This window comes from Modestobacter lapidis (genome assembly GCF_054780755.1).
This window is the reverse complement of the sequence record NZ_BAAGVS010000002.1, coordinates 13,410-36,314: the sequence shown is the minus strand read 5'-3', so window position 1 is coordinate 36,314 and position 22,905 is coordinate 13,410. Positions and strand designations below refer to the sequence as shown.

The 22,905-nt window shown below is 75.7% G+C and carries 23 protein-coding genes; 9 read left to right on the top strand and 14 right to left on the bottom strand.

Translation table 11 applies throughout. The annotated features are described in order from the left end of the window. Position 1 precedes the first annotated feature (1 nt). Entirely contained in the window at positions 2-379 is a 378-nt protein-coding gene (locus ACYVG5_RS02840; RefSeq protein ID WP_222046422.1) for a BlaI/MecI/CopY family transcriptional regulator, read from the bottom strand. A gap of 116 nt (positions 380-495) precedes the next feature. On the opposite strand from ACYVG5_RS02840, the gene ACYVG5_RS02835 reads away from it, so the two are divergent. From ACYVG5_RS02835 to ACYVG5_RS02820, 4 genes are read left to right on the top strand one after another with little or no spacing between them, the layout of a single operon-like run. Then, positions 496-2,043 (top strand): cytochrome ubiquinol oxidase subunit I, encoded by a 1,548-nt coding sequence (locus tag ACYVG5_RS02835; RefSeq protein ID WP_222046420.1) that lies wholly within the window; start codon positions 496-498, stop codon positions 2,041-2,043. Positions 2,044-2,052: 9 nt separating this feature from the next. Then, positions 2,053-3,069: a cytochrome d ubiquinol oxidase subunit II gene (gene cydB, locus ACYVG5_RS02830; RefSeq protein ID WP_222046418.1), complete on the top strand. Its 1,017-nt coding sequence runs from the start codon at positions 2,053-2,055 to the stop codon at positions 3,067-3,069. Continuing rightward, on the top strand, positions 3,066-6,482 hold the full coding sequence (gene cydC, locus ACYVG5_RS02825; RefSeq protein WP_460682944.1) for a thiol reductant ABC exporter subunit CydC: 3,417 nt from the start codon (positions 3,066-3,068) through the stop codon (positions 6,480-6,482). The genes cydB and cydC overlap by 4 nt, the downstream gene beginning before the upstream one ends. 49 nt (positions 6,483-6,531) lie before the next feature. Then, a complete protein-coding gene (locus ACYVG5_RS02820) occupies positions 6,532-7,284 on the top strand; it encodes a GAF domain-containing protein (protein WP_222046414.1) in 753 nt (250 codons plus the stop codon). Between the two features lie 10 nt (positions 7,285-7,294). On the opposite strand, the gene ACYVG5_RS02815 is transcribed toward ACYVG5_RS02820, so the two are convergent. Next, positions 7,295-7,942, bottom strand: coding sequence for a hypothetical protein (locus ACYVG5_RS02815; RefSeq protein ID WP_222046412.1), 648 nt, complete (start codon positions 7,940-7,942; stop codon positions 7,295-7,297). A gap of 18 nt (positions 7,943-7,960) precedes the next feature. On the opposite strand from ACYVG5_RS02815, the gene ACYVG5_RS02810 reads away from it, so the two are divergent. After that, a complete protein-coding gene (locus tag ACYVG5_RS02810) occupies positions 7,961-8,254 on the top strand; it encodes a hypothetical protein (protein WP_222046410.1) in 294 nt (97 codons plus the stop codon). Here the strand turns inward: ACYVG5_RS02810 and eutC are convergent, their stop codons facing one another. The 3 genes from eutC to eat are packed head-to-tail and all read right to left on the bottom strand — an operon-like array spanning position 8,255 to position 11,897. Continuing rightward, positions 8,255-9,028 (bottom strand): ethanolamine ammonia-lyase subunit EutC, encoded by a 774-nt coding sequence (gene eutC, locus ACYVG5_RS02805; RefSeq protein ID WP_222046408.1) that lies wholly within the window; start codon positions 9,026-9,028, stop codon positions 8,255-8,257. Then, the gene (locus tag ACYVG5_RS02800) at positions 9,025-10,437 is read right to left on the bottom strand and encodes an ethanolamine ammonia-lyase subunit EutB (protein WP_222046406.1); all 1,413 of its coding nucleotides are present in this window, start codon (positions 10,435-10,437) and stop codon (positions 9,025-9,027) included. The genes eutC and ACYVG5_RS02800 overlap by 4 nt, the downstream gene beginning before the upstream one ends. Next, positions 10,434-11,897 carry an ethanolamine permease gene (eat, locus tag ACYVG5_RS02795; RefSeq protein ID WP_222046404.1) on the bottom strand — a complete coding sequence of 488 codons (1,464 nt, stop codon included), beginning with the start codon at positions 11,895-11,897 and terminating at the stop codon, positions 10,434-10,436. Before eat ends, ACYVG5_RS02800 begins: the two co-directional genes overlap by 4 nt. A gap of 225 nt (positions 11,898-12,122) precedes the next feature. Between eat and ACYVG5_RS02790 the strand changes: the two genes are divergently transcribed. Further along, the gene (locus ACYVG5_RS02790; protein WP_460682943.1) at positions 12,123-13,082 is read left to right on the top strand and encodes a hypothetical protein; all 960 of its coding nucleotides are present in this window, start codon (positions 12,123-12,125) and stop codon (positions 13,080-13,082) included. Positions 13,083-13,087: 5 nt separating this feature from the next. Here the strand turns inward: ACYVG5_RS02790 and ACYVG5_RS02785 are convergent, their stop codons facing one another. The 4 genes from ACYVG5_RS02785 to ACYVG5_RS02770 form a co-directional block, all read right to left on the bottom strand. Next, the gene (locus ACYVG5_RS02785) at positions 13,088-13,789 is read right to left on the bottom strand and encodes a cysteine hydrolase family protein (RefSeq protein WP_222046400.1); all 702 of its coding nucleotides are present in this window, start codon (positions 13,787-13,789) and stop codon (positions 13,088-13,090) included. A gap of 36 nt (positions 13,790-13,825) precedes the next feature. Next, positions 13,826-14,230: a hypothetical protein gene (locus ACYVG5_RS02780; protein WP_222046398.1), complete on the bottom strand. Its 405-nt coding sequence runs from the start codon at positions 14,228-14,230 to the stop codon at positions 13,826-13,828. Positions 14,231-14,234: 4 nt separating this feature from the next. Then, entirely contained in the window at positions 14,235-14,396 is a 162-nt protein-coding gene (locus ACYVG5_RS02775; RefSeq protein ID WP_222047030.1) for a hypothetical protein, read from the bottom strand. Positions 14,397-14,473: 77 nt separating this feature from the next. Further along, positions 14,474-15,451 (bottom strand): siderophore-interacting protein, encoded by a 978-nt coding sequence (locus tag ACYVG5_RS02770; protein ID WP_222046396.1) that lies wholly within the window; start codon positions 15,449-15,451, stop codon positions 14,474-14,476. Between the two features lie 196 nt (positions 15,452-15,647). On the opposite strand from ACYVG5_RS02770, the gene ACYVG5_RS02765 reads away from it, so the two are divergent. Further along, entirely contained in the window at positions 15,648-16,682 is a 1,035-nt protein-coding gene (locus ACYVG5_RS02765) for a LacI family DNA-binding transcriptional regulator (protein WP_460682942.1), read from the top strand. A gap of 57 nt (positions 16,683-16,739) precedes the next feature. Here ACYVG5_RS02765 and ACYVG5_RS02760 read toward each other — a convergent pair whose 3' ends face one another. The 3 genes from ACYVG5_RS02760 to ACYVG5_RS02750 form a co-directional block, all read right to left on the bottom strand. Next, entirely contained in the window at positions 16,740-17,957 is a 1,218-nt protein-coding gene (locus ACYVG5_RS02760; RefSeq protein WP_222046392.1) for an acetyl-CoA C-acetyltransferase, read from the bottom strand. Between the two features lie 49 nt (positions 17,958-18,006). Beyond that, positions 18,007-18,396, bottom strand: a complete 390-nt coding sequence (locus ACYVG5_RS02755; protein ID WP_222046390.1) for an LppU/SCO3897 family protein — start codon at positions 18,394-18,396, stop codon at positions 18,007-18,009. Positions 18,397-18,535: 139 nt separating this feature from the next. Next, positions 18,536-19,321, bottom strand: a complete 786-nt coding sequence (locus ACYVG5_RS02750; protein WP_222046388.1) for an SDR family NAD(P)-dependent oxidoreductase — start codon at positions 19,319-19,321, stop codon at positions 18,536-18,538. A 133-nt stretch (positions 19,322-19,454) separates the two neighbouring features. On the opposite strand from ACYVG5_RS02750, the gene ACYVG5_RS02745 reads away from it, so the two are divergent. Beyond that, on the top strand, positions 19,455-19,679 hold the full coding sequence (locus ACYVG5_RS02745; protein WP_222046386.1) for a hypothetical protein: 225 nt from the start codon (positions 19,455-19,457) through the stop codon (positions 19,677-19,679). Between the two features lie 37 nt (positions 19,680-19,716). Then, a complete protein-coding gene (locus ACYVG5_RS02740) occupies positions 19,717-20,934 on the top strand; it encodes an MFS transporter (protein ID WP_222046384.1) in 1,218 nt (405 codons plus the stop codon). A gap of 19 nt (positions 20,935-20,953) precedes the next feature. Here the strand turns inward: ACYVG5_RS02740 and ACYVG5_RS02735 are convergent, their stop codons facing one another. Then, positions 20,954-22,255 (bottom strand): RNA polymerase sigma factor, encoded by a 1,302-nt coding sequence (locus tag ACYVG5_RS02735; RefSeq protein ID WP_460682941.1) that lies wholly within the window; start codon positions 22,253-22,255, stop codon positions 20,954-20,956. Then, on the bottom strand, positions 22,252-22,677 hold the full coding sequence (locus ACYVG5_RS02730; protein WP_222046382.1) for a YciI family protein: 426 nt from the start codon (positions 22,675-22,677) through the stop codon (positions 22,252-22,254). The genes ACYVG5_RS02735 and ACYVG5_RS02730 overlap by 4 nt, the downstream gene beginning before the upstream one ends. Positions 22,678-22,905: the final 228 nt, after the last annotated feature.

Below are 22,905 nucleotides of genomic sequence, written 5' to 3'. Positions count from 1 at the left end.
GTCAGCCGGCGGGGGGCTCGTCCACGCCGGCGCCGGCGTGCTCGGCCAGCAGCTGCCGCAGCATGCCCACCTCGTCGGCGCTGACCGAGCCCACGAACCGGGCCAGCGCGGCCTGCCGGTTCCCGGCCTGACCGAGCACCTCGCGCATGAGCTCGGCGGCGTGCTCCTCGCGGGAGGCGCGGGCGGTGAACCGGCGCGGCCGCTCCTCGTCGTGCACGACGAAGCCCTTCTGCTCCAGCCGGGTCAGCACGGTGTGCACGGTGGTCAACGCCAGCCCACGATCGGCCAGTCCGTCCCGCAGGTCGGCCGCGCTGAGCGCACCGCCGGCCGACCACAGCCGGTCCATGACGGCCCGCTCCAGCTCGCCGAGAGATGCCACCGGACCTCCTGTCGCCCGACTCACAGAGCATTTTTCTACGCGTCGTAGAAGAGTGGGTTCTACGCAGCGTAGAAACAACGCGTCGATCGTACGACAGCTACTCGAGGGAGACCGCGGTGGACGTGCTGGACATCGCTCGCTGGCAGTTCGGGATCACCACCGTCTACCACTTCCTGATGGTCCCGCTGACCATCGGACTGGGGCTGCTGGTCGCGGTCATGCACACCATGTGGGTGCGCACCGACAAGCCCGAGTGGCTGCGGATGACCCGGTTCTGGGGCCGCGTCTACCTGATCAACTTCGTGCTCGGCGTGGCCACCGGGCTGGTGCAGGAGTTCCAGTTCGGCCTGGCCTGGAGCGAGTACAGCCGCTTCGTCGGCGACGTCTTCGGCTCGCTGCTGGCGATGGAGGCGTTGCTCGCCTTCTTCCTCGAGTCCACCTTCCTCGGCCTGTGGATCTTCGGCTGGGGTCGGATCCCGAAGAAGGTGCACCTGGCCGCCCTGTGGGCGGCGGTTCTCGGCTCGGTGGTGAGCGCGTACTTCATCATCGCCGCCAACTCCTGGATGCAGCACCCGGTCGGCGTCGTGATGGACGGCGATGCGCCCCGGCTGACCAGCATCGGCGCCGTGCTGACCAACAACACCGCGATCGCCGCCTTCAGCCACGCGGTCGTCGCCGCGCTGACCGTGGCCGGCGCGCTGCTGGTCGGCATCGGCCTGTGGCACCTGCGCCGGCGCAGACTGGCCGGCCTCTCCCCCGACGACGTCGATCACCGGGTCTGGCACCGCTCGGTCCGGCTGGGCGGCTGGGTGTCGCTGGCCGCCTTCCTCGCGGTCGCCCTCACCGGCGACTGGCAGGGCAAGCTGATGTACCAGCAGCAGCCGCTCAAGATGTCCTCGGCCGAAGCCCTGTGCGAGACCGAGGCGCCGGCGTCCTTCTCGGTCTTCGCCTTCGGCAAGCTGGGCAGCAACGAGTGCGACGACGTGCATTCCTTCACCGTTCCCTACGTGCTCTCCTACCTGGCGCACGGCGACTTCTCCACCGCCGTCCCCGGGGTCAACGAGCTGCAGGAGCGCTACGCCGAGGTCTACGGCGCCACCTACCCCGACGACCCCGACCGCTTCGGCGACCTGGCCGGCGAGCCGGTCGACTACAGCCCGGTGCTCGCGGTGACCTACTGGGGCTTCCGGCTGATGATCGGCATGGGCGTGCTGTCGGCCGGGGTCGGCGCGTACGCGCTCTGGGCCACCCGGAAGGGCCGGGTGCCGACCTCGAAGGTCGGCGTCTACGGCTCGTTGCTGGCCGTCGGTGCCCCGTTCGTGGGCAACGCGGCGGGCTGGGTGTTCACCGAGATGGGCCGCCAGCCGTTCGTCGTCGTCCCGAACCCCGACGTGCCGGTCGACGAGCAGATCTGGTTCTTCACCGCCCAGGCCGTCTCCCCCGGCGTCACCGCCGCCGAGGTCTGGACGTCGCTGTCGGTGCTCACCCTCGTCTACGGCGTGCTCGCCGTCATCGAGTTCGGCCTGCTCGCGCACTTCGTCCGCCGGGGGGTCACCAGCGGCGACGGCGCCCCGACGCCGGGCGGCCCGCCCGGCGGCAGCCCGGACGACGACACCCCCGGCGGCCGCGACGCCGACGACGACGTCCTCTCCTTCGCCTACTAGGAGCTCACCATGGACCTGCAGACCCTGTGGTTCGCCGCCGTCGCCGTGCTGTGGACCGGTTTCCTGCTGCTCGAGGGCTTCGACTTCGGCGTCGCTGCGCTGCTGCCGGTGCTCGGCCGCCGGCCGGCCGACCGGCACCTGATGCTGCGCTCGATCGGCCCGCTGTGGGACGGCAACGAGGTCTGGCTGATCACCGCCGCCGGCGCGGTCTTCGCCGCCTTCCCCGGCTGGTACGCCACCTGGCTGCCGGCGCTGTACCTGCCGTTCGTGCTGGTGCTGCTCGGGCTGATCGTGCGGGCGGTGGCCTTCGAGTGGCGGCACTCCTCCCACGACGCCCGGTGGGACAGCACCTGGACGCACGTCATCACCGCCGGCTCGCTGGTCGCCGCGCTCGGCATCGGGGCGGCGCTGGGCGCCACCACGCTGGGCCTGCCGATCGACGCCGACGGCATCCGGGTCGGCGGCGCGCTCGCCGGCATCGGCTGGTCCGCGCTGCTGGGTGGCCTCGCCGTGCTGGGCTTCTCGCTCGTCCACGGCGCGGTCTTCCTGGCGCTCAAGGTCGAGGGGCCGGTGCGCGCGGCCGCCTGGGCGTTCGCCCGCCGCTGGTCCCTGGTCGCCGCGCTGCCCCTGCTGGCGTGGGCCGGGCTGGTGCAGCTGCGCTCGGGCACCGCGGTCACCGCGGCGCTGTGGCTGGTCGCTGCGCTGTCGGTGCTGGTGGCCAGGCAGTTCCTGCGGGCCGACCGCGAGGGCGCCGCCTTCACCGCCTGGTCGGTGCTGCTGCTCGCCGCCGCGGCCACGATCTTCGGGGCTGCCTACCCGGTGGTCGTGCCGTCCACGATCGACGCCGCCTTCGACGTCACCGTGGCGGACGCCTCGGTCAGCGACTACACGCTCACCGTTATGACCTGGGTCGCCGGCTTCGGCCTGCCGGTGGTGCTCGGCTACCAGGCCTGGACGTACTGGGTGTTCCGCCAGCGGCTGACCGCCGACCCGGAGACCCCGCACCGCGAGCAGGTGCCCGCATGACCTTCCCCGGTTCCGCCAAAATGGCCATTTTGGCGGAAGGAAGCGGGGGACGCGGGCCGCTGGGGGCGCTGGCCGGGGTGCCGGGGCTGCCCGGCGCGCTGGCCCGGGCCGCGACGGCAGCCCTGGTCCAGACCGTCGGCGTCGTCCTGCTCGCCGCCGGGCTGGCCCGGGCGGTGGCCGACGTCGCCGCCGGCGGAGCGGCCGGCGTCCCCGGGACGGCGCTGACGGTGGCCGCGCTCGGGATCGCCGTGCGGGCGGCGGCGCGTGCCGCCGGCGCGGTGCTCGCCGCCCGGGACGCCCGCCGCGCCGAGGACGCCCTCCGCCACCGGCTGCTGACCCGGCTGCTGGCCGGCGAGGGCGAGGCGGTGGACGCCGCCGGCGGCCGCGGGCCCGCCGCGGTGCTGGCCACCACCCGGCTGCACGACCTCGGCCCGGCGCTGGCCACCTACCTCCCGGCGCTGGCCCAGACGGTCGTCGTCCCGCCGGTGGTGCTGGTGGCGATCGGCGTCGCCGACTGGCTGTCCGCGCTGCTGGTCGCGGTCACCCTGCCGCTCGTGCCGCTGTTCCTGGCCCTGGTCGGCCTGCACACCCGGGACGCCACGGCGGCCGCCGCCCGCGCGCTGGACCGGGTCGCCGGGCACGTCGCCGAGCTGGTCCGGGGCCTGCCGGTGCTGGTCGGGCTGGGCCGCGCCGCCGACCAGCTCAACGCCCTGGCCGAGCTGGGCGAGACCACCCGCCGGCGCACGCTGGCCACGCTGCGGGTCGCGTTCCTGTCCGCGCTGGTGCTCGAGCTGATCGCCACCCTGTCGGTCGCGCTGGTCGCGGTCACCGTCGGCGTCCGGCTGGTCGAGGGACACCTCTCGCTGGACGTCGGGCTGCTCGCGCTGCTGCTCGCCCCGGAGGCCTTCGCGCCGCTGCGGGCCCTGGGGTCGGCGCACCACGCCGCCGAGGACGCCACCGAGGCCGCCGCCGCGGCCCGCCGGGTGCTCGCCACCCCGGTGCCGCGCCCGGTGGTCGCGGCACCCCCGGCGGGCCGGCCGCGCGGCATCACCGTCACCGGCCTGACCGTCGGCTACCCCGGCCGGCGCGCCCCCGCGGTGGCCGGCCTCGACCTCACCGTCGACCCCGGCGAGCTGGTGGCGCTGCGCGGGCCCAGCGGGTCGGGCAAGTCCACGGTGCTCGCCGTCCTCGCCGGGCAGCTGCTCGACGGCGCCTCGGCCGCGGTGTCCGGCACGGTGCTGCGGCCCGAGGACGTCGCCGTCGTCCCCCAGTTCCCGCGCACGGTCGCCGACACCGTCGCCGGCGAGCTGCGCCGGTACGCCGCGGACCTGCCCGAGGATCGGGCGGACGCGCTGGTCGAGGCCGCGCTGGACTGGCTCGACGCCGGACCCCTGCGCGACCGCGCCTGCCGCACCCTCTCCCCCGGTGAGCTGCAGCGGGTGGCCCTCGCCCGGGCGCTGGTGCGCGTGCAGGTCGGCGCCCGGGTGCTGCTCCTCGACGAGCCGACCGCGTCGCTGGACGCCGCCTCCACCGCCCGGGTCGCCGAGGTCCTGCACCAGCTGCGCGGCTCCCTGTGCACCGTGCTGGTCACCCACGAGCCGTCGCTGGCCGCCCTCGCCGACGCCGTCGTCGATCTCGACACCCCCGCCGTCCCCCCGGCCACCACGGCCCCGGTGCGGGCTTCCGGCACAGAAAGCCCTCCCGGCGGCCGGGCTCCGGTTACCGGGAGCCGGGCCGGGGACGGCGGGCTGGGCCGGCCCCGCCGGGCGGTCGTGCGCTCGGTGCTCGCCGGCGCCGCCTCCAGCGCGTCCGGGATCGCGCTCACCGCGGTCTCGGGCTGGCTGATCGTCCGGGCCGCCGAGCAGCCACCGGTCCTCACCCTGCTGGTCGCGACCGCGGGCGTGCGCGGCTTCGGGCTCGCCCGCGCCGGCCTTCGCTGGCTGGAACGGCTGGCCGGTCACGACGCCGCCCTCCAGCTCGCCCAGCGCACCCGGCTGCGGCTGTGGAGCGCACTGGCCGCGCAGGGTCCCGCGGCCGACCGCTCGCCGGGCCGCGCGCTGGCCCACCTGGTCGGGGACGTCGGTCTGCTGCAGGACCTGTCGGTCCGGGTGGGCACACCACCCCTGGTCGCCGGCACCGTGCTGACCGGGACGACGGCGGTGATCGCGGTGCTCGACCCGCGGGCCGGTGCGCTCACCGGCGTCGTCCTGCTGGTCGCGGTGCTCACGATCCTGGCCGTGCACCGGGTCGCCGACCACGGCCCGGCGCGGTCGGCCGCGGTGCTGCAGACCCGCACCCTGCGGGAGACCAGCGCCGTGCTGGAGGCCGCCGCGGACCTGCGCGCCGCCGGCCTGACCGGCGGCGAGGTCGACCGGCTCGACGGACTGGGTCGCCGGCAGGGCCGCGCGGCGCAGTCCGCGGCCGTGGCCACCGCCGTGGGTGACGCGGTCGCGGTGCTGGCCAGCGGCGCGGCCGCCGTCCTGGCGCTGGCCGCCGGGGCGACCGCCGTCGGTACCGGCGCGCTGTCCGCTCCGGCCGCCGCGGTGCTCGCCCTGGCCCCGCTCGCCCTGCTCGACCCGCTGGTCTCGGTGAACGCCGCCCGGCGGCACCGATCGGCCTGGCGGGACGCGCGCGCCCGGGTCGAGGCGGTGCTGGCCGAGCCGGTGGCCGCCGACCCCGCAGCGGAGAACCGCCTTCCTGCGCCGCGACCGGTGCGGGAGCTGGGCACCGAGCGGCTCACCGCCGGCTGGCCCGGGCGGCCCGGCGTGCTCCGCGACCTCGACCTGGTCGCCACCGCCGGGCCCGACTGGCTGGTCGTGACCGGCCCCTCCGGCTCGGGCAAGTCGACGCTGCTGAGCGTGCTGATGGCTGCCCTGCGGCCGGCGTCGGGCGAGTACGTCCTGGGCGACGGCCGCCGCCCGGTCGCGGTGGCGCAGCTGACCGGCGAGGACGTCCGGGCCGCCGTCGCCTGGTGCCCGCAGGACGCGCACGTCTTCGACGCCTCGCTGCGGGCCAATCTGGCGCTGGCCCGCCCACGCGGCGCGCTGGCCGGGCCGGACGGCGACGCCGCGATGCGGTCGGCGCTGAGCGCGGCCGGGCTGGGGCCGCTGCTGGCCGCGCTGCCGGCCGGCCTCGACGCCCCGGTCGGCGCGGGCGGGACGAGCCTGTCCGGTGGTGAGCGCCGGCGGCTGGCCGTCGCCCGCGCGCTGCTCGCCGACCGGGACGTCGTCCTGCTCGACGAGCCGACCGCGCACCTGGACCCGCCGACGGCCCGGGCGCTGGTCGCCGACCTGCGCCGGGCGCTGGCCGGCCGGCTGGTGGTCTGCGTGACGCACGACGGCGACCTCGCCCGGGACGACGACACCGTGCTGGAGCTGGGCCGGCGGAAGGTGCCCACCGCCGTAGCCGGATGACCGCCGGGCTCGCACGGTTGCCGCTCGCCGCTGGGGGCACCTCACGCGCATGGACAGCGGCGCGACCCTGGCCGAGCGGTTCCGCGCGGCCCTCTCGGAGCAGGCGACGCCGGAAGCCCTGCCGGAGCTGCTGCCGCAGCGGCTGTCCCGGGCGGTGGCCCGGGTGCTGCCCGTGGACGGCGTCGGGATCAGCGTGCGGGTCGACCCCGACCGGCACTTCCCCCTGGGCGCCAGCGACGCGCACTCCGGCCTGGCCGAGCGGCTGCAGTTCACCGTCGGGGCCGGTCCGTGCCTGCAGGCCAGCGAGGCCCGCCAGCCGGTGTTCGTCGTCGCGCAGGACATGGCGCGCCGCTGGCCGGCCTTCCACGACCTGCTGCTGTCCCGCACCCCCTACCGGGGCATCGTCGCGCTGCCGCTGCGCCGCGGCCTGGCCGGTGCCGGCGCGATCGACCTGTACTTCCGCCGGGCCGACGAGGTGCCGGTGCTCGACGTGTTCGCCGCCATGACCATCGGCGACCTCGTCACCGCCACCCTGGCCGAGGCCGCGGTGTGGTCGTCGTGGGAGGAGACCGACGGCCCGCGGTGGCTGCAGAGCCCGTCGGCCCGGCACCGCGCCGGGGTGTGGCGGGCGATGAGCATGACCAGCCTGGCGCTGGGGGTCGAGACCGACGAGGCGCTGGCCGTGCTCCGCGCCCAGGCCTATGCCCGGGGCCGCACCGTGGACGACCTCGCCGCGGACGTCGTCGACGGCCGGCTCGACCCCCGCGAGGTCTTCGGCGACGGCGCGACCGAGCCCCGCTGAACCCCCCGGGTCAGCAGGGGTCAGTCGCGTCGGGAACGTCGACCTCGATCTCCGGGCCCAGCTCCGCGCCGATCAGGCCCAGCTGGTCGCCGGACCAGAAACTGCCCGGGTCGTAGCTCGTCAGCGGCCGGTTGGCCGGCAGCAGCCCCATCGCGGTGTAGGTGGCCGCGACCAGCTCGGCGCAGAAGACGGTGTCGTTGGACTCGTGCCGGCGGACCTTGCCGTTGACCCAGCCGCGCACCAGGCCGCGGGTCGTGGGGAACGGCCGGCCGTCGAGGAGGGCGATGGTGCGCAGCATCTCGTCCTCCATCTCCTGCGTGACGCCGCCGTCGTCGGCCGGGCCGACGAGCTGGCGCAGCCAGGCCTGCTGGCCGTACCGCTTGCGCCACACGCAGACCGCGTCGTTCAGGTCGTGCAGCTGCACGCCGCGCTGGTGGTGGCCGGTCCAGGCGTCCGGCAGCGAGTGCCCGAGCTCGGCGTGCCACAGCAGCGGTGGCAGGTCGTCGATGACCACGGCCATGCCGACGTGGTTCACCGGGGCGTTGGTCAGGGTCTGGATGGCCCGGTCCGCCAGCGACGCACCACGGAACACCCACACGTCACCGGTGCGAGTCAGCTCCACAGCGTCGTGCAGCGAAAGGGCACGGGAGTCGGCCACGCCGATACCGTAGGGGACATGCGCCTCGTGAAGCTCCTCGGAGTCGCCGGTCTCGCAGGAGTCGCTGCCACCGGCGCAGTACTGACCCGCCACGAACGGCACCGTCGGTCCTACACCCCCGACGACATCCGGCAGCGGCTGCAGGTGCGCATCGGCACCGTCACCACCCCCACCAGCGTCACCGCGGCCAAGGTCGACGCCGACCCGGACATGGCGCCGCGCTGGCCCGCGACCGAGGAGCCGCCCCGCCGCGACCCGGTCGAGAGGCTGCTCAGCGGCGTGATGTGGGTGGGGCGCCAGGTCCGGCGCTGATCATCCGCCGCCCGGCGGCAGGGCCGCCCCCTCGTCCTTGAGCACCACCCCGGAGGCACCCAGCCGTCGGGCCGCCTGCAGCAGCGCGGCGAGGGTGTCCGCGGCCTGCACGTAGGCCAACCCGTGCGGGGGGCGCACGTTGGAGATGCAGTTGCGCTCGGAGTCCGCGCGCCCCGGCCGCGGGCCGGAGGTGAGGTAGAGGCCCAGGCTGTCGGCCGAGCTGAGGCCGGGCCGCTCCCCCACGGCGACGACGACCACCGCGGCGCCCAGCGCCTGCCCGACCGGGTCGCCCAGCGCCACCCGGGCCTGGTGCGCCAGCACGATCGGGGCCACCGACCAGCCGGGCAGCCGCTCGAGCACCGCCGCGACGGTGCCGGCGGCGTGCTCGTGCACCGCCCGTGGCGAGAGCCCGTCGGCGAGCACCAGCGCCAGGTCGTAGCGGCCGGCCGGCAGCTCGGTGCCCTCGGCCGGCTGCCGGCCCAGGTCGGGGCGCTGCAGGTAGGTGCCCCGGTCGGGTGCCCGGCTGCGCACCTCGAGCACGTCGAGGGGCACGCCGGCCGCGGTCAGCGCCGTCCGCACCAGGTCGCCGTCCAGCGCGGTGTGCACGGCGTCCCGGGCGGCGGCGTGCGCGGCCCGGAACTCCAGCCAGCGGGCCGTCGGCAGGCCGTCGCCGGCCCGGCCCAGCGCCACCCGGGCGCGGGTCGACCCGCGCAGCACCGCCCACGGGTCGTCCGGAGGGCCAAAGTCGCGACTTCGGCCCTCGGGATGGGTCATGGGAGGGCCGCGGCGAGCAGGGCCTTCGCCGCGGGGGTGTCGGGGGCCAGGTCGCGCACCCGGCCGGCGTCGTCGAGCAGTTCCATCCGGCCCAGCCAGGTCTCGAACTCCGGCGCGGGCCGGAGGCCGAGCACCTGCCGGGCGGTGAGCACGTCCTGGAAGGACAGCGACTGGTAGTGCAGCATCACGTCGTCCGACCCGGGGACGGCGATGACGAACCCGCAGCCGGCGGCGCCCAGCAGCAGCACCAACGTGTCGGTGTCGTCGCCGTCGACGTCGGTGTGGTTCGTGTAGCAGACGTCCACGCCCATCGGCAGGCCCAGCAGCTTGCCGCAGACGTGGTCCTCCAGCCCGGCCCGGATCACCTGCTTGCCGTCGTAGAGGTACTCCGGGCCGATGAATCCGACGACGGTGTTCACCAGCAGCGGGTCGAACGCGCGGGCCACCCCGTAGGCGCGGCACTCCAGCGTCTGCTGGTCGACCGCCCGGCCGTCGACGCCGCGGTGCGCGTCGGCCGACAGCGCCGAGCCCTGCCCGGTCTCGAAGTAGGTGACGTGCTCCCCGACCGTGCCGCGTCCCAGCTCCAGGGCACCGGCCCGGGCCTCGGCGAGCAGGTCCAGGGTGACCCCGAACCCGCGGTTGCCCGCCTGCGTCCCGGAGACCGACTGGAACACCAGGTCGACCGGGGCCCCGGCCTCCAGCGCCCGCAGCGTGGTGGTCACGTGGGCCAGCACGCAGGACTGGGTGGGGATCTCGTAGCGGCTGATCACCGCGTCGACCAGTTCGAGCAGGGCGACGGTCCGCGTCGGGGAGTCGGTGGCCGGGTTGATCCCGATGACGGCGTCCCCGCAGCCGTGCAGCAACCCGTCCAGGATGCTCGCCGTCACCCCGATCGCGTCGTCGGTGGGGTGGTTGGGCTGCAGCCGGGACGCCAGCCGTCCGGGTAGCCCCAGCGTGCTGCGCAGCCCGGTGACCACCCGGGTGCGGCGGCCGACGGCGACCAGGTCGGCGGTGCGCATCAGTTTCGACGTCGCCGCGACCATCTCCGGGGTCAGCCCGCGGGCCAGGCCGGAGATCGCCGCCTCGTCGCCCTCGGCGGCCCGGGCCAGCAGCCAGTCGCGGAACTCCCCCACCGTGAGGGCGGAGACCGGGGCGAACGCGGCCGGGTCGTGGCCGTCGAGGATCAGCCGGGTGACGTCGTCCTCGTCGTAGCCGACCACCTGCTCGTCGAGGAAGGTGGCCAGCGGCACGTCGGCCAGCACCAGCTGGGCGGCCACCCGCTGCGCCTCCGACTCCGCGGCGACGCCGGCGAGGACGTCGCCGGAGCGGGCCGGGGTGGCCTTGGCCAGCAGGTCCGACAGCGCCGGGAACTCGTAGGTGTGCCCGGCCAGCGTGGTCCGCCGGTTCACCGCAGCTCCTCGCCGGCGGCGGCGAGTGCGGCGAACTCCTCCTCCGGCGCCGCGGCCACCAGGTGGTGCCGGCTGTAGAGGGCGAAGTAGGTCAGGAAGACGCCGTAGGCGACCAGCGTCCACACCGCGGCGACCGGGTCGACCAGGAAGGTGGCCAGGACGGCCGCCGCGGCGAGCACCAGCGCGATGCCGGTGGTGACCGTGCCGCCCGGGGTCCGGTAGGGCCGCGGCAGGTCCGGCTCGCGCCGGCGCAGCACGATGTGGGAGACCATCATCAGCACGTAGGAGACCGTCGCGCCGAACACCGCCATGTTGAGCAGCATCGCGCCCTGGCCGGTCAGCGAGAGCACGAAACCGATCGCGCCGGGCACCAGCAGCGCGAGCATCGGCGCCTTGCGGGAGTTGGTGATCGACAGCCGGCGTGGCAGGTACCCGGCCCGGGACAGGGCGAAGGTCTGCCGCGAGTACGCGTAGATGATCGAGAAGAAGCTGGCGACCAGGCCGAAGAGCCCGGCGTAGTTGACCACCGTGGTCAGCCAGCTCGACGCCCCGGCGACCTCGAGCGCCTCGACCGGCGGGTTGCCGCTGGCCGACATCGCCGCCGACCCGCCCGCCCCGGAGGTGAACACCAGCATCAGCACGGCCAGCACGAGCAGCACGCCCATCGCCGCCACGATGCCCCGCGGCATCGCCCGGGCGGGGTCACGGGCCTCCTCGGCCGCCAGCGGCACGCACTCGACGGCGAGGAAGAACCAGATCGCGAAAGGGAACGCCGCCCAGATGCCGAGCACCCCGTACGGCAGGAAGTCCGAGGCGCCGGCGGCGCCGGTGGGCGCGATGTCGAGCAGCTTGCCGGCATCGAAGGCCGGGACGGCGCCCACCAGGTAGAGCACCAGGCCGGCGACGGCGACCCCGGCGATGGCCATCATGACCTTCAGCGCCTCGCCGACGCCCAGCAGGTGGATGCCGATGAAGATCGCGTAGACGGCGAGGTAGACCCACCACCCGTCGGTGATCCCGAACAGGCCGAGGGACTCCACGTAGGCGCCGATGAAGGTGGCGATGGCGGCCGGCGCGATCGCGTACTCGATGAGCACGGCGATGCCGGTGGCGTAGCCGCCCCACGGGCCCAGCGCGCGCCGGGCGAAGGTGTAGCCACCGCCGGCGGTCGGCAGCGCGGAACCCAGCTCGGCCAGGCCGAACACCATGGCCGAGTACATGACCGCCATCAGGACGACGGCGATCAGCAGGCCGCCGAAGCCGCCCTCGGCCAGCCCGAAGTTCCAGCCGGCGTAGTCGCCGGAGATGACCGCCGCGACGCCGAGCCCGGCCAGCAGCACCCACCCGGCGGTGCCCGTGCGCAGTTCCCGCTTCTGCAGGTAACCGGCGTCCACCGCCTCGGCCTCGACCCCCCGCCCCGGTCCGTGCGGCGCTCGTGCAGCGGCGGGCTCGACGGTCATCTGTGGTCCTCTGGCTCGGAGCCTTCCGGATCGGGCGCGGTCAGCGTGTTCCCCGCACCGTCGCCGGTCAACAGCCCGCGGAGAAACGGCGCACGCCGTTCACCCTGCGCAGCGGTCCGGTCAGCTGGGCGCGGGGTGCCGCCACCTTGCTTCCGGGCGGAGGTGTCCCCGCGCTCCGGACCAACCGGGTTGCCGCGGGGACGTCCCGCACGCAGGGTCGGGGGCATGACCGGGTCCTTCGCACGGGGAGTGCTCGCCGGTGCGGCCGGCACCGTCGCCCTGAACGTCGTCACGTACCTCGACATGGCGGTGCGCGGCCGCCCGGCCAGCACCGTCCCGGCGCGCACGGTGGACGCCCTCGCCGATGCGCTCGGCCGCCCGGTACCCGGTTCCGGCGCGGAGCGGGAGGCGCGGCGCACCGCGCTCGGCGCCCTGGCCGGGATCGCGCAGGGCCTCGCCGTCGGGGTCCTGGCCAGCACGGCCCGGTCGGCGGGGCTGCGGCTGCCGGGTGCGGTGGGCGCCCTGGCGGCCGGTGCGGCCTCGATGGCGGCGACCGATGGCCCGGTCGCCGCGCTGGGGGTCAGCGACCCGCGCGATTGGTCGGCCGCGGACCGGACGGCCGACGCCGTGCCGCACCTGGCCTACGGGGCGGCCGTGCAGGCGGTGCTGGCAGCGGTGCCGACCCCGGCGGAGCGGTCCCGGCCGCGGCGGCCGGCCGGTGCCGGGCTCACCGTCCTCCTCGCGCTCCTGGGGGTCGCGACCGGCGGCCGCAGCGCCGTGGGGCTGGGCGCGCCGGCGCTCACCACCGCCGGCACCGCCCGGCGGAGGCAGGTCGCCGCCGTCGCCGCCCTCGCCGGTGAGCTGGTCACCGACAAGCTGCCGGGCACCCCACCGCGCACCGGCCGCGGCGCGCTGGGGGCCCGGATGGTCTCGGCCGCGGGCGGTGCCGGGCAGCTGGCCGGCCGGGAGGGCGCCAACGCCGCGCTGCCCGTGCTGGCCGGGGTGGCCGGCTCGGCGGCGGGGTCGTTCGGCGGGATCGCGTGGCGGCGGTGGGCGTCGACCCGGGTGCCGGACTGGCAGGCCGCCGTCGCGGAGGACCTCGTCGCCGTCACGCTGGGGCTGCTGGCCTGCCGGCCGGTCCGGTCCCGCCGGCCGCGACCGGCGCTGACCGTCGTCCCCGGCTGATCCGGTCAGCCGGCGGGGAGGTGCTCCTGCGGCACCCGGCCCAGCGCGGCCACGACCTCGTCGGTGGTCGGGACGTCGGCGAACACGCCGGCCAGGCTGAACAGCACGGCACTGTGGGTGAGCTCGTCGCGGGCCGCGTTGGCGTCGGAGACGAACGCGACCCGGTAGCCGAGCATCAGCGCGTCCCGGGCGGTGGACTCGCAGCACACGTTGGACAGCGTTCCGGTGACCAGCACGGTGTCGACACCCCGCGCCCGCAGCTGGGCGTCGAGGTCGGAGGACCCCTGGATCAGCGCGCTGAAGCGCGTCTTGTCCACGACCGGGTCCCCGGGCTGCACCTCCAGCCCGGCCCACAGCCGGTGACCCGGCTGCCCCGCCCGGAGCAGCTCGGTCATCGCGCTCTCCATCCAGTCCGGCCGCATCTCGAAGAAGGCGCCCCAGCGGGGAGCGTCGGGGTCGGCGGTCATCCGCAGCCACATCACCGATCCCCCGGCCTCGCGGACGGCGCCGGCCAGCCGGTTGACGTTCGGGACGACGTCGCGCGCGGCCGGCACCTCCATCGGCATTCCCGGCGCCATGAAGAACTCCTGCAGGTCGATGACGAGCAGCGCCGTCCGGGTGCCGTCGAGCGGGAGCGGGGCCGGGGCGAGGGACCGCCGCAGCTCGGCCTGCTCGCGGAGGCGCGCGGTGATCATCTCGTTCTGCATGGCGGTCCTGTCCTTCGGGAGAGCGGGCGTCGCACGCTACCCGGCGGTGGCGCCGTCGGCCGCCGACAGCAGCCAACCCGGGCCGGTCACCCGGGCGGCGGCGGGCAGCCGGGCGCGCAGCCCCCGGTCCGCGGTCACCACGAGGAGGTCATCGTCGCCGTCGGCCAGGTCGGCGGCCACCACCGCGAGCGCGTCGTCCCCGCTTCCCTCGGCGTGCACGACGCGCAGGCCGGCCGGCACATCGGCGGCGCGAGCCTGCCCCTCGACCACCGCGACGACCGCGGTCACCGCGACCGGGACGCCATCCGGCCCGGGCAGCGCCCGCCCGGCGAGCCCGGTCAGGCGGTGCAGCAGCCGGGTGGTGGCCCCGGCCCGGTCCCGCCACCAGCCGTCGGGCCGGGAGCCGACGACGTTGGCCACGTCGACGAGCACCACGGTCACCGGATCAGTGGCGGCGGCCGGCGCGGCCGAGCACCGCCGAGCCGACCAGCACCAGGATGCCGACGACGGCGAGCCAGAACAGGCCCTTCACGACCCAGCCGAGCACGCCCAGCACCACCCAGACCGCGAAGAGCAGTAGAACCAGCGCGAGCAGGACACGCAGCACAGGAGACTCCTTCCGCGCCGGGGAACCCGGCGCCCGGCCCCCGACCGTAGGCCACCGCGCCACCTGCGCGCCCGGGGTCAGCTGCCCTCGGCCGCGCCCAGCCGCCAGTAGCCCATGAACGCCACCGAGGTGCGTGGCAGGCCGAGGTCGCGCACCAGCCGGCGGCGCAGCGCCTTGACCATCCCGGCCTCGCCGGCCAGCCAGGCGTAGCAGCCCTCGGTGCGCCGCTCGGGAACCTCCCACAGCAGGCCGCGCCCGAGGTCGACGTCCTCCGGGTCCTCCCCCGCCGACCGCTTGGCGACGCCGAGCTCGCACAGCGCGGCGTGCACAGCGGGGCCCAGCGCCTCCCCGCGCGAGCGGCTGCCCCGGACCAACCAGCGGACCTCCACGCCGGGCGGCACGTCCAGCGGCAGGACGTCGCCGGCGGTCGGCACCTCGAGCACGGCGATGGTGGGCCGCTCGCCCGGCAGCGCCTCGAGGATCGCGCCGATGGCCGGCACGGCCGTCTCGTCGCCGGCCAGGAACAGCGGGCCGGTGAGCGGCGGCGCCCACTCGCAGCCCCAGGGGCGACCGCGACCCGGGCGGTCGGGACCGAGCACGACGACCGGGTCGCCGGGCTCGGCGGCGGCGGCCCAGGAGGCGGCCGGACCGGCGTGCCCGCCGTCGACGCCGTGCAGGACGACGTGGACGTCGAGCTCCCCGAGCCCGGGACGGGCCGCCCGGACGGTGTAGGTGCGCAGGTACGGGCGGACGTCGTCGGGCAGGGCGCAGTAGTCCTGGTACCAGTTCGGGCCGTCGGTGAGCAGGCCCTCGACCGGCCGGCCGTCACGGGAGATGACCAGCTTGATGCGCTGGTCGTCCCCGCCGGCGCCGAAGCCGGTGAGCGCCGGGCCGGCCAGGGTCAGCCGCCGGAAGCTCGGGCCCAGCTGCTGGGTGCGGGCGACGGTGACGGCGAAGAACCGGTAGGCCGGGGCAGCCGGCGCGGCTCCGACCGGGCCGCTCGCAGCACTGGTCGCGGGTGCGCGGCCGGCCGGAGCGCTCGTGGCCGTGGTCATCCGGATCTCCCTGCCGTCGATGGATCCGACCTCTCGCGACGTCGGACACCAGGAAGGTTAGCCTCACCAATCATCGGAGGGAAAGGATTCTCGACCGCCCTCCCGGGAACCCCGGCCGGCCGGGACGACGGAGGTCACCGGGGTGGCCCGGCGGGTCAAGGTCGTGATCCATGCTCATGACCTGTAGGAATCAGCTGTGTCCGCGACGCTGAGTTCCGTGGCGGCCCATGCCGGAGTGAGCACCAGCACCGCCAGCCGTGCCCTCTCCGGCCATCCCGCCGTCCTGCCCACCACCCGGCAACGGGTGCTCGCCGCGGCCGAGGAGCTGCACTACCAGCCCAACCGGATGGCCAGCGCGCTGCGCACCAACCGGTCCGGCCTGCTCGGGCTGGTCGTGAACAACCTGCGGACGGCGACCTTCCACGTCATCGCCGAGACGCTGCAGGCCTGGGCCGGCGAGCACGGCTACCAGGTGCTGGTCTGCACCACCGGGGGCGACCCGGAGCGGGAGGCGACCTTCCTGCAGACCGTGCACACCCACTCCTTCGACGGCGTCGTGGTCGCCGGGTCGGGTGCCAACGCCGACCTGGTGAACGGGCTGCTGGACGACGGCCGGGCCGTGGTCACCATGAACCGCGAGGTGCCCGGCTCCCGGGCGCCGTCGGTGATGGCCGGGTACGAGGCCGCCTCCCGGCTGGCCGCCGAGCATCTGCTGTCCCTGGGGCACACCCGGATCGCCGCCATCGAGGGCCCCGCCGACGTCACGTCCGGCCGCGCGCACCACGCCGGCCTGACCGCCGCACTGCGCGCCGCCGGCGTCGAGCCGGACCCCGCCCTGGTCCGGCGTGGGCCGTTCGACTGGCTGTTCGGGCGCCAGGCGGCGGAGAGCCTCCTGCACCTGCCCGAGCCGCCCAGTGCGCTGCTGGTCAGCAACCTCGAAGCGTCCTTCGGGGTGCTGACGGTGCTGGCCGACAGCGGGCTGCGCGTCCCCGAGGAGCTGTCGCTGATCTGCACCGAGGAGGAGCCCTTCTTCACCCTCTGGTCCCCGCAGATCAGCACGGTGGACAACCGGGCCGCCGAGCAGGCCCACCGGGCCGCCGAGCTGCTGCTCGGCCAGCTCACCGGCGCCGACGAGCCGGTTCCGCGAGCGGAGCTGGTGGCCCCCCGGCTGGCCCGCCGGGGATCGACGGCCGCTCCGCCCGGCCGCCTGCCGCACGCTGCGGCCGGCTGACCCGACCGGGCCGACGGTGGCGCGGCGGCCTCCGCCGCGCCGCTGTCGGCGCCCGCGTCAGCTGACGCGCTCGAACACCGCGGCGAGCCCCTGCCCGCCGCCGATGCACATCGTCTCCAGCCCGTAGCGGGCCTCGCGGCGGCGCATCTCGTGGGCGAGGGTGGCCAGGATCCGGGCGCCGGTGGCCCCCACCGGGTGGCCCAGCGAGATGCCCGAACCGTTGACGTTGACCCGCTCGCGGTCCTCGGCGCCGAGGCCCCAGGCGTTGAGGCAGGCCAGCACCTGGCTGGCGAAGGCCTCGTTGAGCTCGATGAGATCCATGTCGGCCAGCGTCAGCCCGGTCTGCTCGAGCACCTTGGCCGTCGCCGGCACCGGTCCGATGCCCATGGTCTCCGGCGGAACCCCGGCGACGGCCCAGCCGGACAGCCGCACGAAGGGTTCCCAGCCGCGGCGGTCGGCCTCGGCGCGCGTGGTGACCACGCAGACGGCGGCGCCGTCGTTCTGCCCGGAGGCGTTGCCCGCGGTGACGGTGGCCTCGGGGTCGACGCGGCCCATCACCGGCCGCAGCCTGGCCAGGTCCTCCATCGTCGTCTCCGGGCGGGGGTGCTCGTCCTCGGTGACCACCCGGGCCGGCGTCTTCCGGGTGCCCGGGACCTCCACGCCGATGATCTCGTCCTTGAAGCGGCCCTCGCGGATGGCGGCACCGGCCGCCTGCTGCGAGCGCAGTGCCCAGGCGTCCTGCTCCAGCCGGTCGATGCCGTGCTCGCGGCGGACGTTCTCCGCCGTCTCCAGCATGCCGCCGGGCACCGGGTGGTCGCGGCCGCCGGCGGTCTCCCGGGCCCGGGCGAGCCGGTCGTGCAGCATGACGCCGTCACCCTTGGCCCCGGTGCGCAGGCCGAGCGCGTAGTGCTCGACGTTGCTCATCGACTCCACGCCACCGGCGACGACGACCTTCCCCGACCCGGCCGCGACCTGCATGGCCGCGTAGATGATGGCCTGCAGTCCGGAGCCGCAGCGCCGGTCGATCTGCAGCCCGGGTACCTCGACACCCAGGCCGGCGTCCAGGGCGGCGATCCGCCCGATCGCCGGGTTCTCCCCGCTGGGGCTGCAGTTGCCGAGGATGACGTCGTCCACCTCGCCCGCACCGAGCCCGGTGCGCTCGACCAGGCTCCGCAGCGCGGTGGCGGCCAACTCGTTGGCGGACAGCCCGGCGAAGACGCCGCCGAAGCGGCCGACCGGCGTACGGACCGGGGAGCAGATGACGACGTCGTCCATGACGTCCACTCTGCCAGCCGCAGGTGCGCCGAGCGCGCCGCGGGTGCGCTCAGCCGGCGCCGAGGCAGTAGGCGGTGCCGGTACCGCCGGCCTCGCCTTCCCATCCGAACGCCACCACGCCGGGGACCGCGCCGCAGACGACGGGCGCGTCCGCCTCCGGGACGTCGTCTCGCGTCTCGAGCACCCGGTAGGCGGCCTCGGCATCGTCGCAGGGCACCGGATCGGTCCCGTCGGAGGCCAGGCAGTCGCCCGCCTGCAGCCGGGGCGCGGTCGACCCGCCACCGCCGCTGAGGGCGAACAGGACGACGACGCAGACGGCGATGACCACGCTCCCGACGATGATCAGCGGCGTCTTGTTGCCCGACTGCGGAACCCGGCCCGGCCCCTGCGGTCCGCGGCCGTACGGCCCCTGCCCCTCGCCGCCCTGTGGCGTGCTCACCGCGCTCCTCCGTTCGTGACCGGCGCCCGGCGCCCGCCCAGGAGGGGCGCCGCACCGGCCGACCGGTGGTCGGGCACCCAGGGTAGTTCGCCGGGGCGGACCGGCCGCGGCGACCAGCGCCCTGGTCGGGTGACCGCTGCTACTCCTTCGGCTCGGCCATCCGCCGGTGCGTGGCAGCCTTGGCGCTGTCCGGCAGCACCTTGTTGGCCAGCCCCTGGACCTTCGTCTTCACCGACCCGGCGATCACCTTGTCCGCGCCCGACATCAGCGCCTGGAATCCCTGCGCGGCCACCTGCGCGGGGTCGTCCTTGCTGCCCTGGCCGATCATGGTGTCGTCCATGTCGGCCCGGTGGAAGAACTCGGTGTCGGTGGGGCCGGGCATCAGCGACGTGAGGGTGACGGCGGAATCCTCGAGCTCGTTCTGCACGGCCTCGGTGAGCGACTGGAGGAACGACTTCGAGGCGTTGTAGACCGCCTGGAACGAGCCGGGCATCGTCGCGGCGATCGAGGAGGTCACCAGCACCCGCCCCTCGTTGCGTCGGGTCATCTGGGTGAGGACCAACTTCAGCATCGCGGTCGTGGACACCACGTTGAGCTGCATGACCTCCAGGTCGTCGGCCCAGTCGGTGTCGAGGAAGGCGCCGCCCCGCCCGACGCCGGCGTTGAGCGCGGCGGCCGACAGCGGCCGGTCCAGCCCGGTCACGCCGGTCCAGAGCTGCTCGATCCCCGCGGGGGTGCGCAGGTCGGCCTGGACGGCGTGCACCTCGGCGCCCTCCGCGCGCAGCAGCATGGCGGCCTTCTCGATGCCGGCGTCCTCGGCGTTGACCACCAGGTCGAAGCCGTGCTGGGCGAACTGCCTGGCGAGCTCGTGGCCGATGCCGCTGGACGCACCGGTGACCAGGGCGAGGGGCTTGGTGTTCGTCATGGCCCCGCCGGTACCCCGCGGCCGGCGGAGGTCAACCTCGATACCCACCGACCTCGACACCCACCGACCTCGACACCCACCGACCTCGCCACCCACCGACGGAGCGGGCCGGGTGCGCAGTCAGACTCCAGGCATGACGGAGGACGCGGCACCGGCGGAGCGGCCGGCGATCTGCTCGGCGAAGGCGTGCACGCGTCCGGCGCAGTGGCAGCTGGTGTGGAACAACCCCCGGCTGCACACCCCCGACCGGGAGAAGATCTGGACCGCCTGCGACGACCACCGGGAGTCGCTGTCGCACCACCTGGCGGTCCGGTCGTTCCTCCGCCGGGTCGACCCGCTGGCGCCCCCGGCGCCCTGAGGCGGGGCCGCCGGGGCACCTGCCAGGATCGATCCTCGTGCGCCGACCCCGCGGAACCGACCCCCTCCCCCGCGAGGTCGGCGTCCTCGCCATCGTCGCCTTCGTGGTCGCGCTGGGTTTCGGCGTCGTCGCCCCGGCGATCCCGCTGTTCGCCCAGGCCTACGGCGTCGGGACGACCGCGGTGGGCCTGGCGATCAGCACCTTCGCCTTCTTCCGCTTCGTCTCCGCCTTCGCCGGCGGCTCGCTCGTGGAGCGGCTGGGCGAGCGGGCGGTGCTCGCCGCCGGGCTGGTGATCGTGGCGGTGACCACCGGGCTGTCCGCCCTGGCCGGCAGCTTCCCGCTCTTTGTGGCGTTGCGCGGCGCCGGCGGCATCGGCAGCGCTCTGTTCACCGTGGCCGCCCTGTCGCTGCTGCTGCGCGCCGCGCCGGCCACCCAGCGGGGTCGCGCGGCGGCGACGTACCAGGGCGGGTTCATCCTCGGCGGTATCGCCGGTCCCGCGGCCGGCGGCTTCCTCACCGAGGTCTCCCCGCAGCTGCCGTTCTTCGTCTACACCGCCGCCCTGCTGGTGGCCGGCACCGTGGCGCTGGTGCTGCTCCGCCGCCCGTCCCGTGACCTCCCGGAGGCGCCGGTGCCGGCCCCCGACGCGGCCGGTCCGCCCGCCCCGAAGGCCGGGAGCGGGTTGGCGGCGGCGTTCCGTTCCCGGGCCTACCTCGCCGCACTCGTCGCCAACCTCGGGGTGGGCTGGGTGCTGTTCGGGGTGCGCAACTCGCTGGTCCCGCTGTACGTGACCGAGGAGCTGGGCAAGACGGCCGCCTGGGCCGGCGCCGGCCTGCTGGCCGGGTCGCTCGCCCAGGCGGTGGGTCTGCTGCGCGCCGGGCGGCTGTCGGACAACTGGGGACGGCGTCCGGCGCTGCTGCTCGGCTCGGCGCTGGCCACGGCGTCCATGGCGGTGCTGGTGCTGCCGCCGGTCACCGCGCTGTTCCTGCTGTCGATGGCGACCTTCGGGCTGGCCGCCTCGTTGCTGGCCAGCGTGCCCGCGGCGATCGTCGGCGACGTCAGCCCGGCCCGCGGTGGCCGGCTGGTCGCGGTCTTCCAGATGGTCGCCGACCTCGGCGCGGTGACCGGCCCGCTGGTCGCCGGGTGGCTGACCGACGCCTTCTCGTTCCAGGTGGCCTTCGGCGCCAGCGCCGCCGTCCTCGCGCTGAGCCTGATCACCGCCCTGGCCATGCCCCGGACGCCCCGGCCGATCGGCTGAACGCCCCGGCCGGCGCCGATCAGCCGGGCCGGGCGGCGGCAGCGTCCCCCGGCCCGGCCGCGCAGGCCGCGGCCCGGCCGGTCAGCAGGGCCCGCTCACGGTCGTTGCGGGTCAGCGCCGCCGCCCGCTCGAACTCCGCCCGCGCTTCGGCCGGCCGGCCGAGCTTCGCCAGCAGGTCGCCGCGCACGCTCGGCAGCAGGTGGTAGTTCCGCAGCGCGGGGACGGCGGTCAGCCGGTCGACCAGCTCCAGCCCGGCGGCCGGGCCGTAGGCCATCGCGACGGCCACCGCCCGGTTGAGCTCCACCACCGGGGACGGCGTCTCCCCGGCCAGCGCCTCGTAGAGGGCCGCGATCCGCGTCCAGTCGGTCTCCTCCGCCGTCCGGGCCCGGGCGTGGCAGGCGGCGATCGAGGCCTGCAGCGCGTAGGGCCCGAGCGCCCGGCCGGACTGCTCCGCGCGCTGCAGCGCGGCCAGGCCACGGCCGATCAGCACCCGGTCCCAGCGGCTGCGGTCCTGGTCGAGCAGCAGCACCGGCGCCCCGTCGGGAGCGGTGCGGGCGCCCAGCCGGGACGCCTGCACCTCCATCAGCGCGACCAGGCCGTGCACCTCCGGCTCGGCCGGGGTGAGCTCGGCGAGCACCCGGCCGAGCCGCAGCGCCTCGGCGCACAGGTCCGGCCGGGTCCAGTCGGCGCCCGCGGTGGCCGCGTAGCCCTCGTTGAACACCAGGTAGAGCACCTCGAGCACCGAGGACAGCCGGGCGGTGAACTCCGCGCCCGCGGGCACCTCGAACGGCACCCGGGCGGCGGTGAGGGTCCGTTTGGCCCGGACGATCCGCTGGGCGATCGTCGACTCGGCGGCCAGGAAGGCGCGGGCGATCTCCGCGGTCGTCAGACCCCCGACCAGCCGCAGGGTGAGGGCCACCCGGGCCTCGCGGGAGAGCACCGGGTGGCAGGAGATGAACACCAGCCGCAGGACGTCGTCCTCGACGACCTCGTCCAGCGCCGCCGCCCAGTCCGGCTCCTCCACCTGCGTCATCGACCGGCCGATCTCGGCGGTCCTGCCGGCCAGCCGCTGGGCCCGCCGGAAGGAGTCGATCGCCCGGTGCTTGGCGGTGGCCATCAGCCACGCCCCCGGCCTGGCCGGCAGCCCGGTGCTCGGCCAGGTCTCCAGCGCCGCGACCAGCGCGTCCTGCGCCAGCTCCTCGGCCAGGGACATGTCGCCGGTGACCCGGGTGAGCGCGCCGACCAGCCGCGCGGACTCCATCCGCCACACCGCGTCGACGGTGCGGCGGACCGAGTCCGGCGTGGCGCCGGCCGAACTCACGCCCCGTGCTGCTGGGCGACGGCCTCCCGCATCCGGTCCTCCTGCTCGCGCAGCTCCGGGGTGAGCGCGTCGCCGAAGTCGTCGGTGTCGAAGACCTGCCGCACCTCCAGCTCGTCGTTGCGGAACGGCGCCTTCTTCACCCACTCGAGCACCTCCTCGCGGGAGGAGACCTGCAGGATCCAGAAGCCGGCGATCAGCTCCTTGGTCTCGGTGAACGGCCCGTCGATCACCGTGGCGTTGCCGTCGGCGTCGAAGCGCACCCGAGCGCCCTTCGAGCTGGGGTGCAGGCCGTCGCCGGCCAGCATCACGCCGGCCTTCACCAGCTCCTCGTTGAACGCGCCCATCTCCGCGAGCTCCGCCTCGGTCGGCATCGTGCCGCCCTCGGTGTCCTCGTTGGCCTTGACGATCACCATGAACCGCATCGCTGGTCTCCTCGTTCGGATCGGTCGGGGGCGGCGTCTGCGCCGATCCTCTCGACCGGCGCAACCCCCGCTGCCCATCCGACGAACGGGCGACGGCCGGATCGACACGACCGCGGAGAATTCTTCGCCGTCCGCGAGCCGGGCCCGCAGTAGTCACGCGCACCGAGCGCCCGGCCAGGGCCAGGGCCAGGGCCAGGGCCAGGGTCAGGGCCAGGGCCAAGGCCAAGG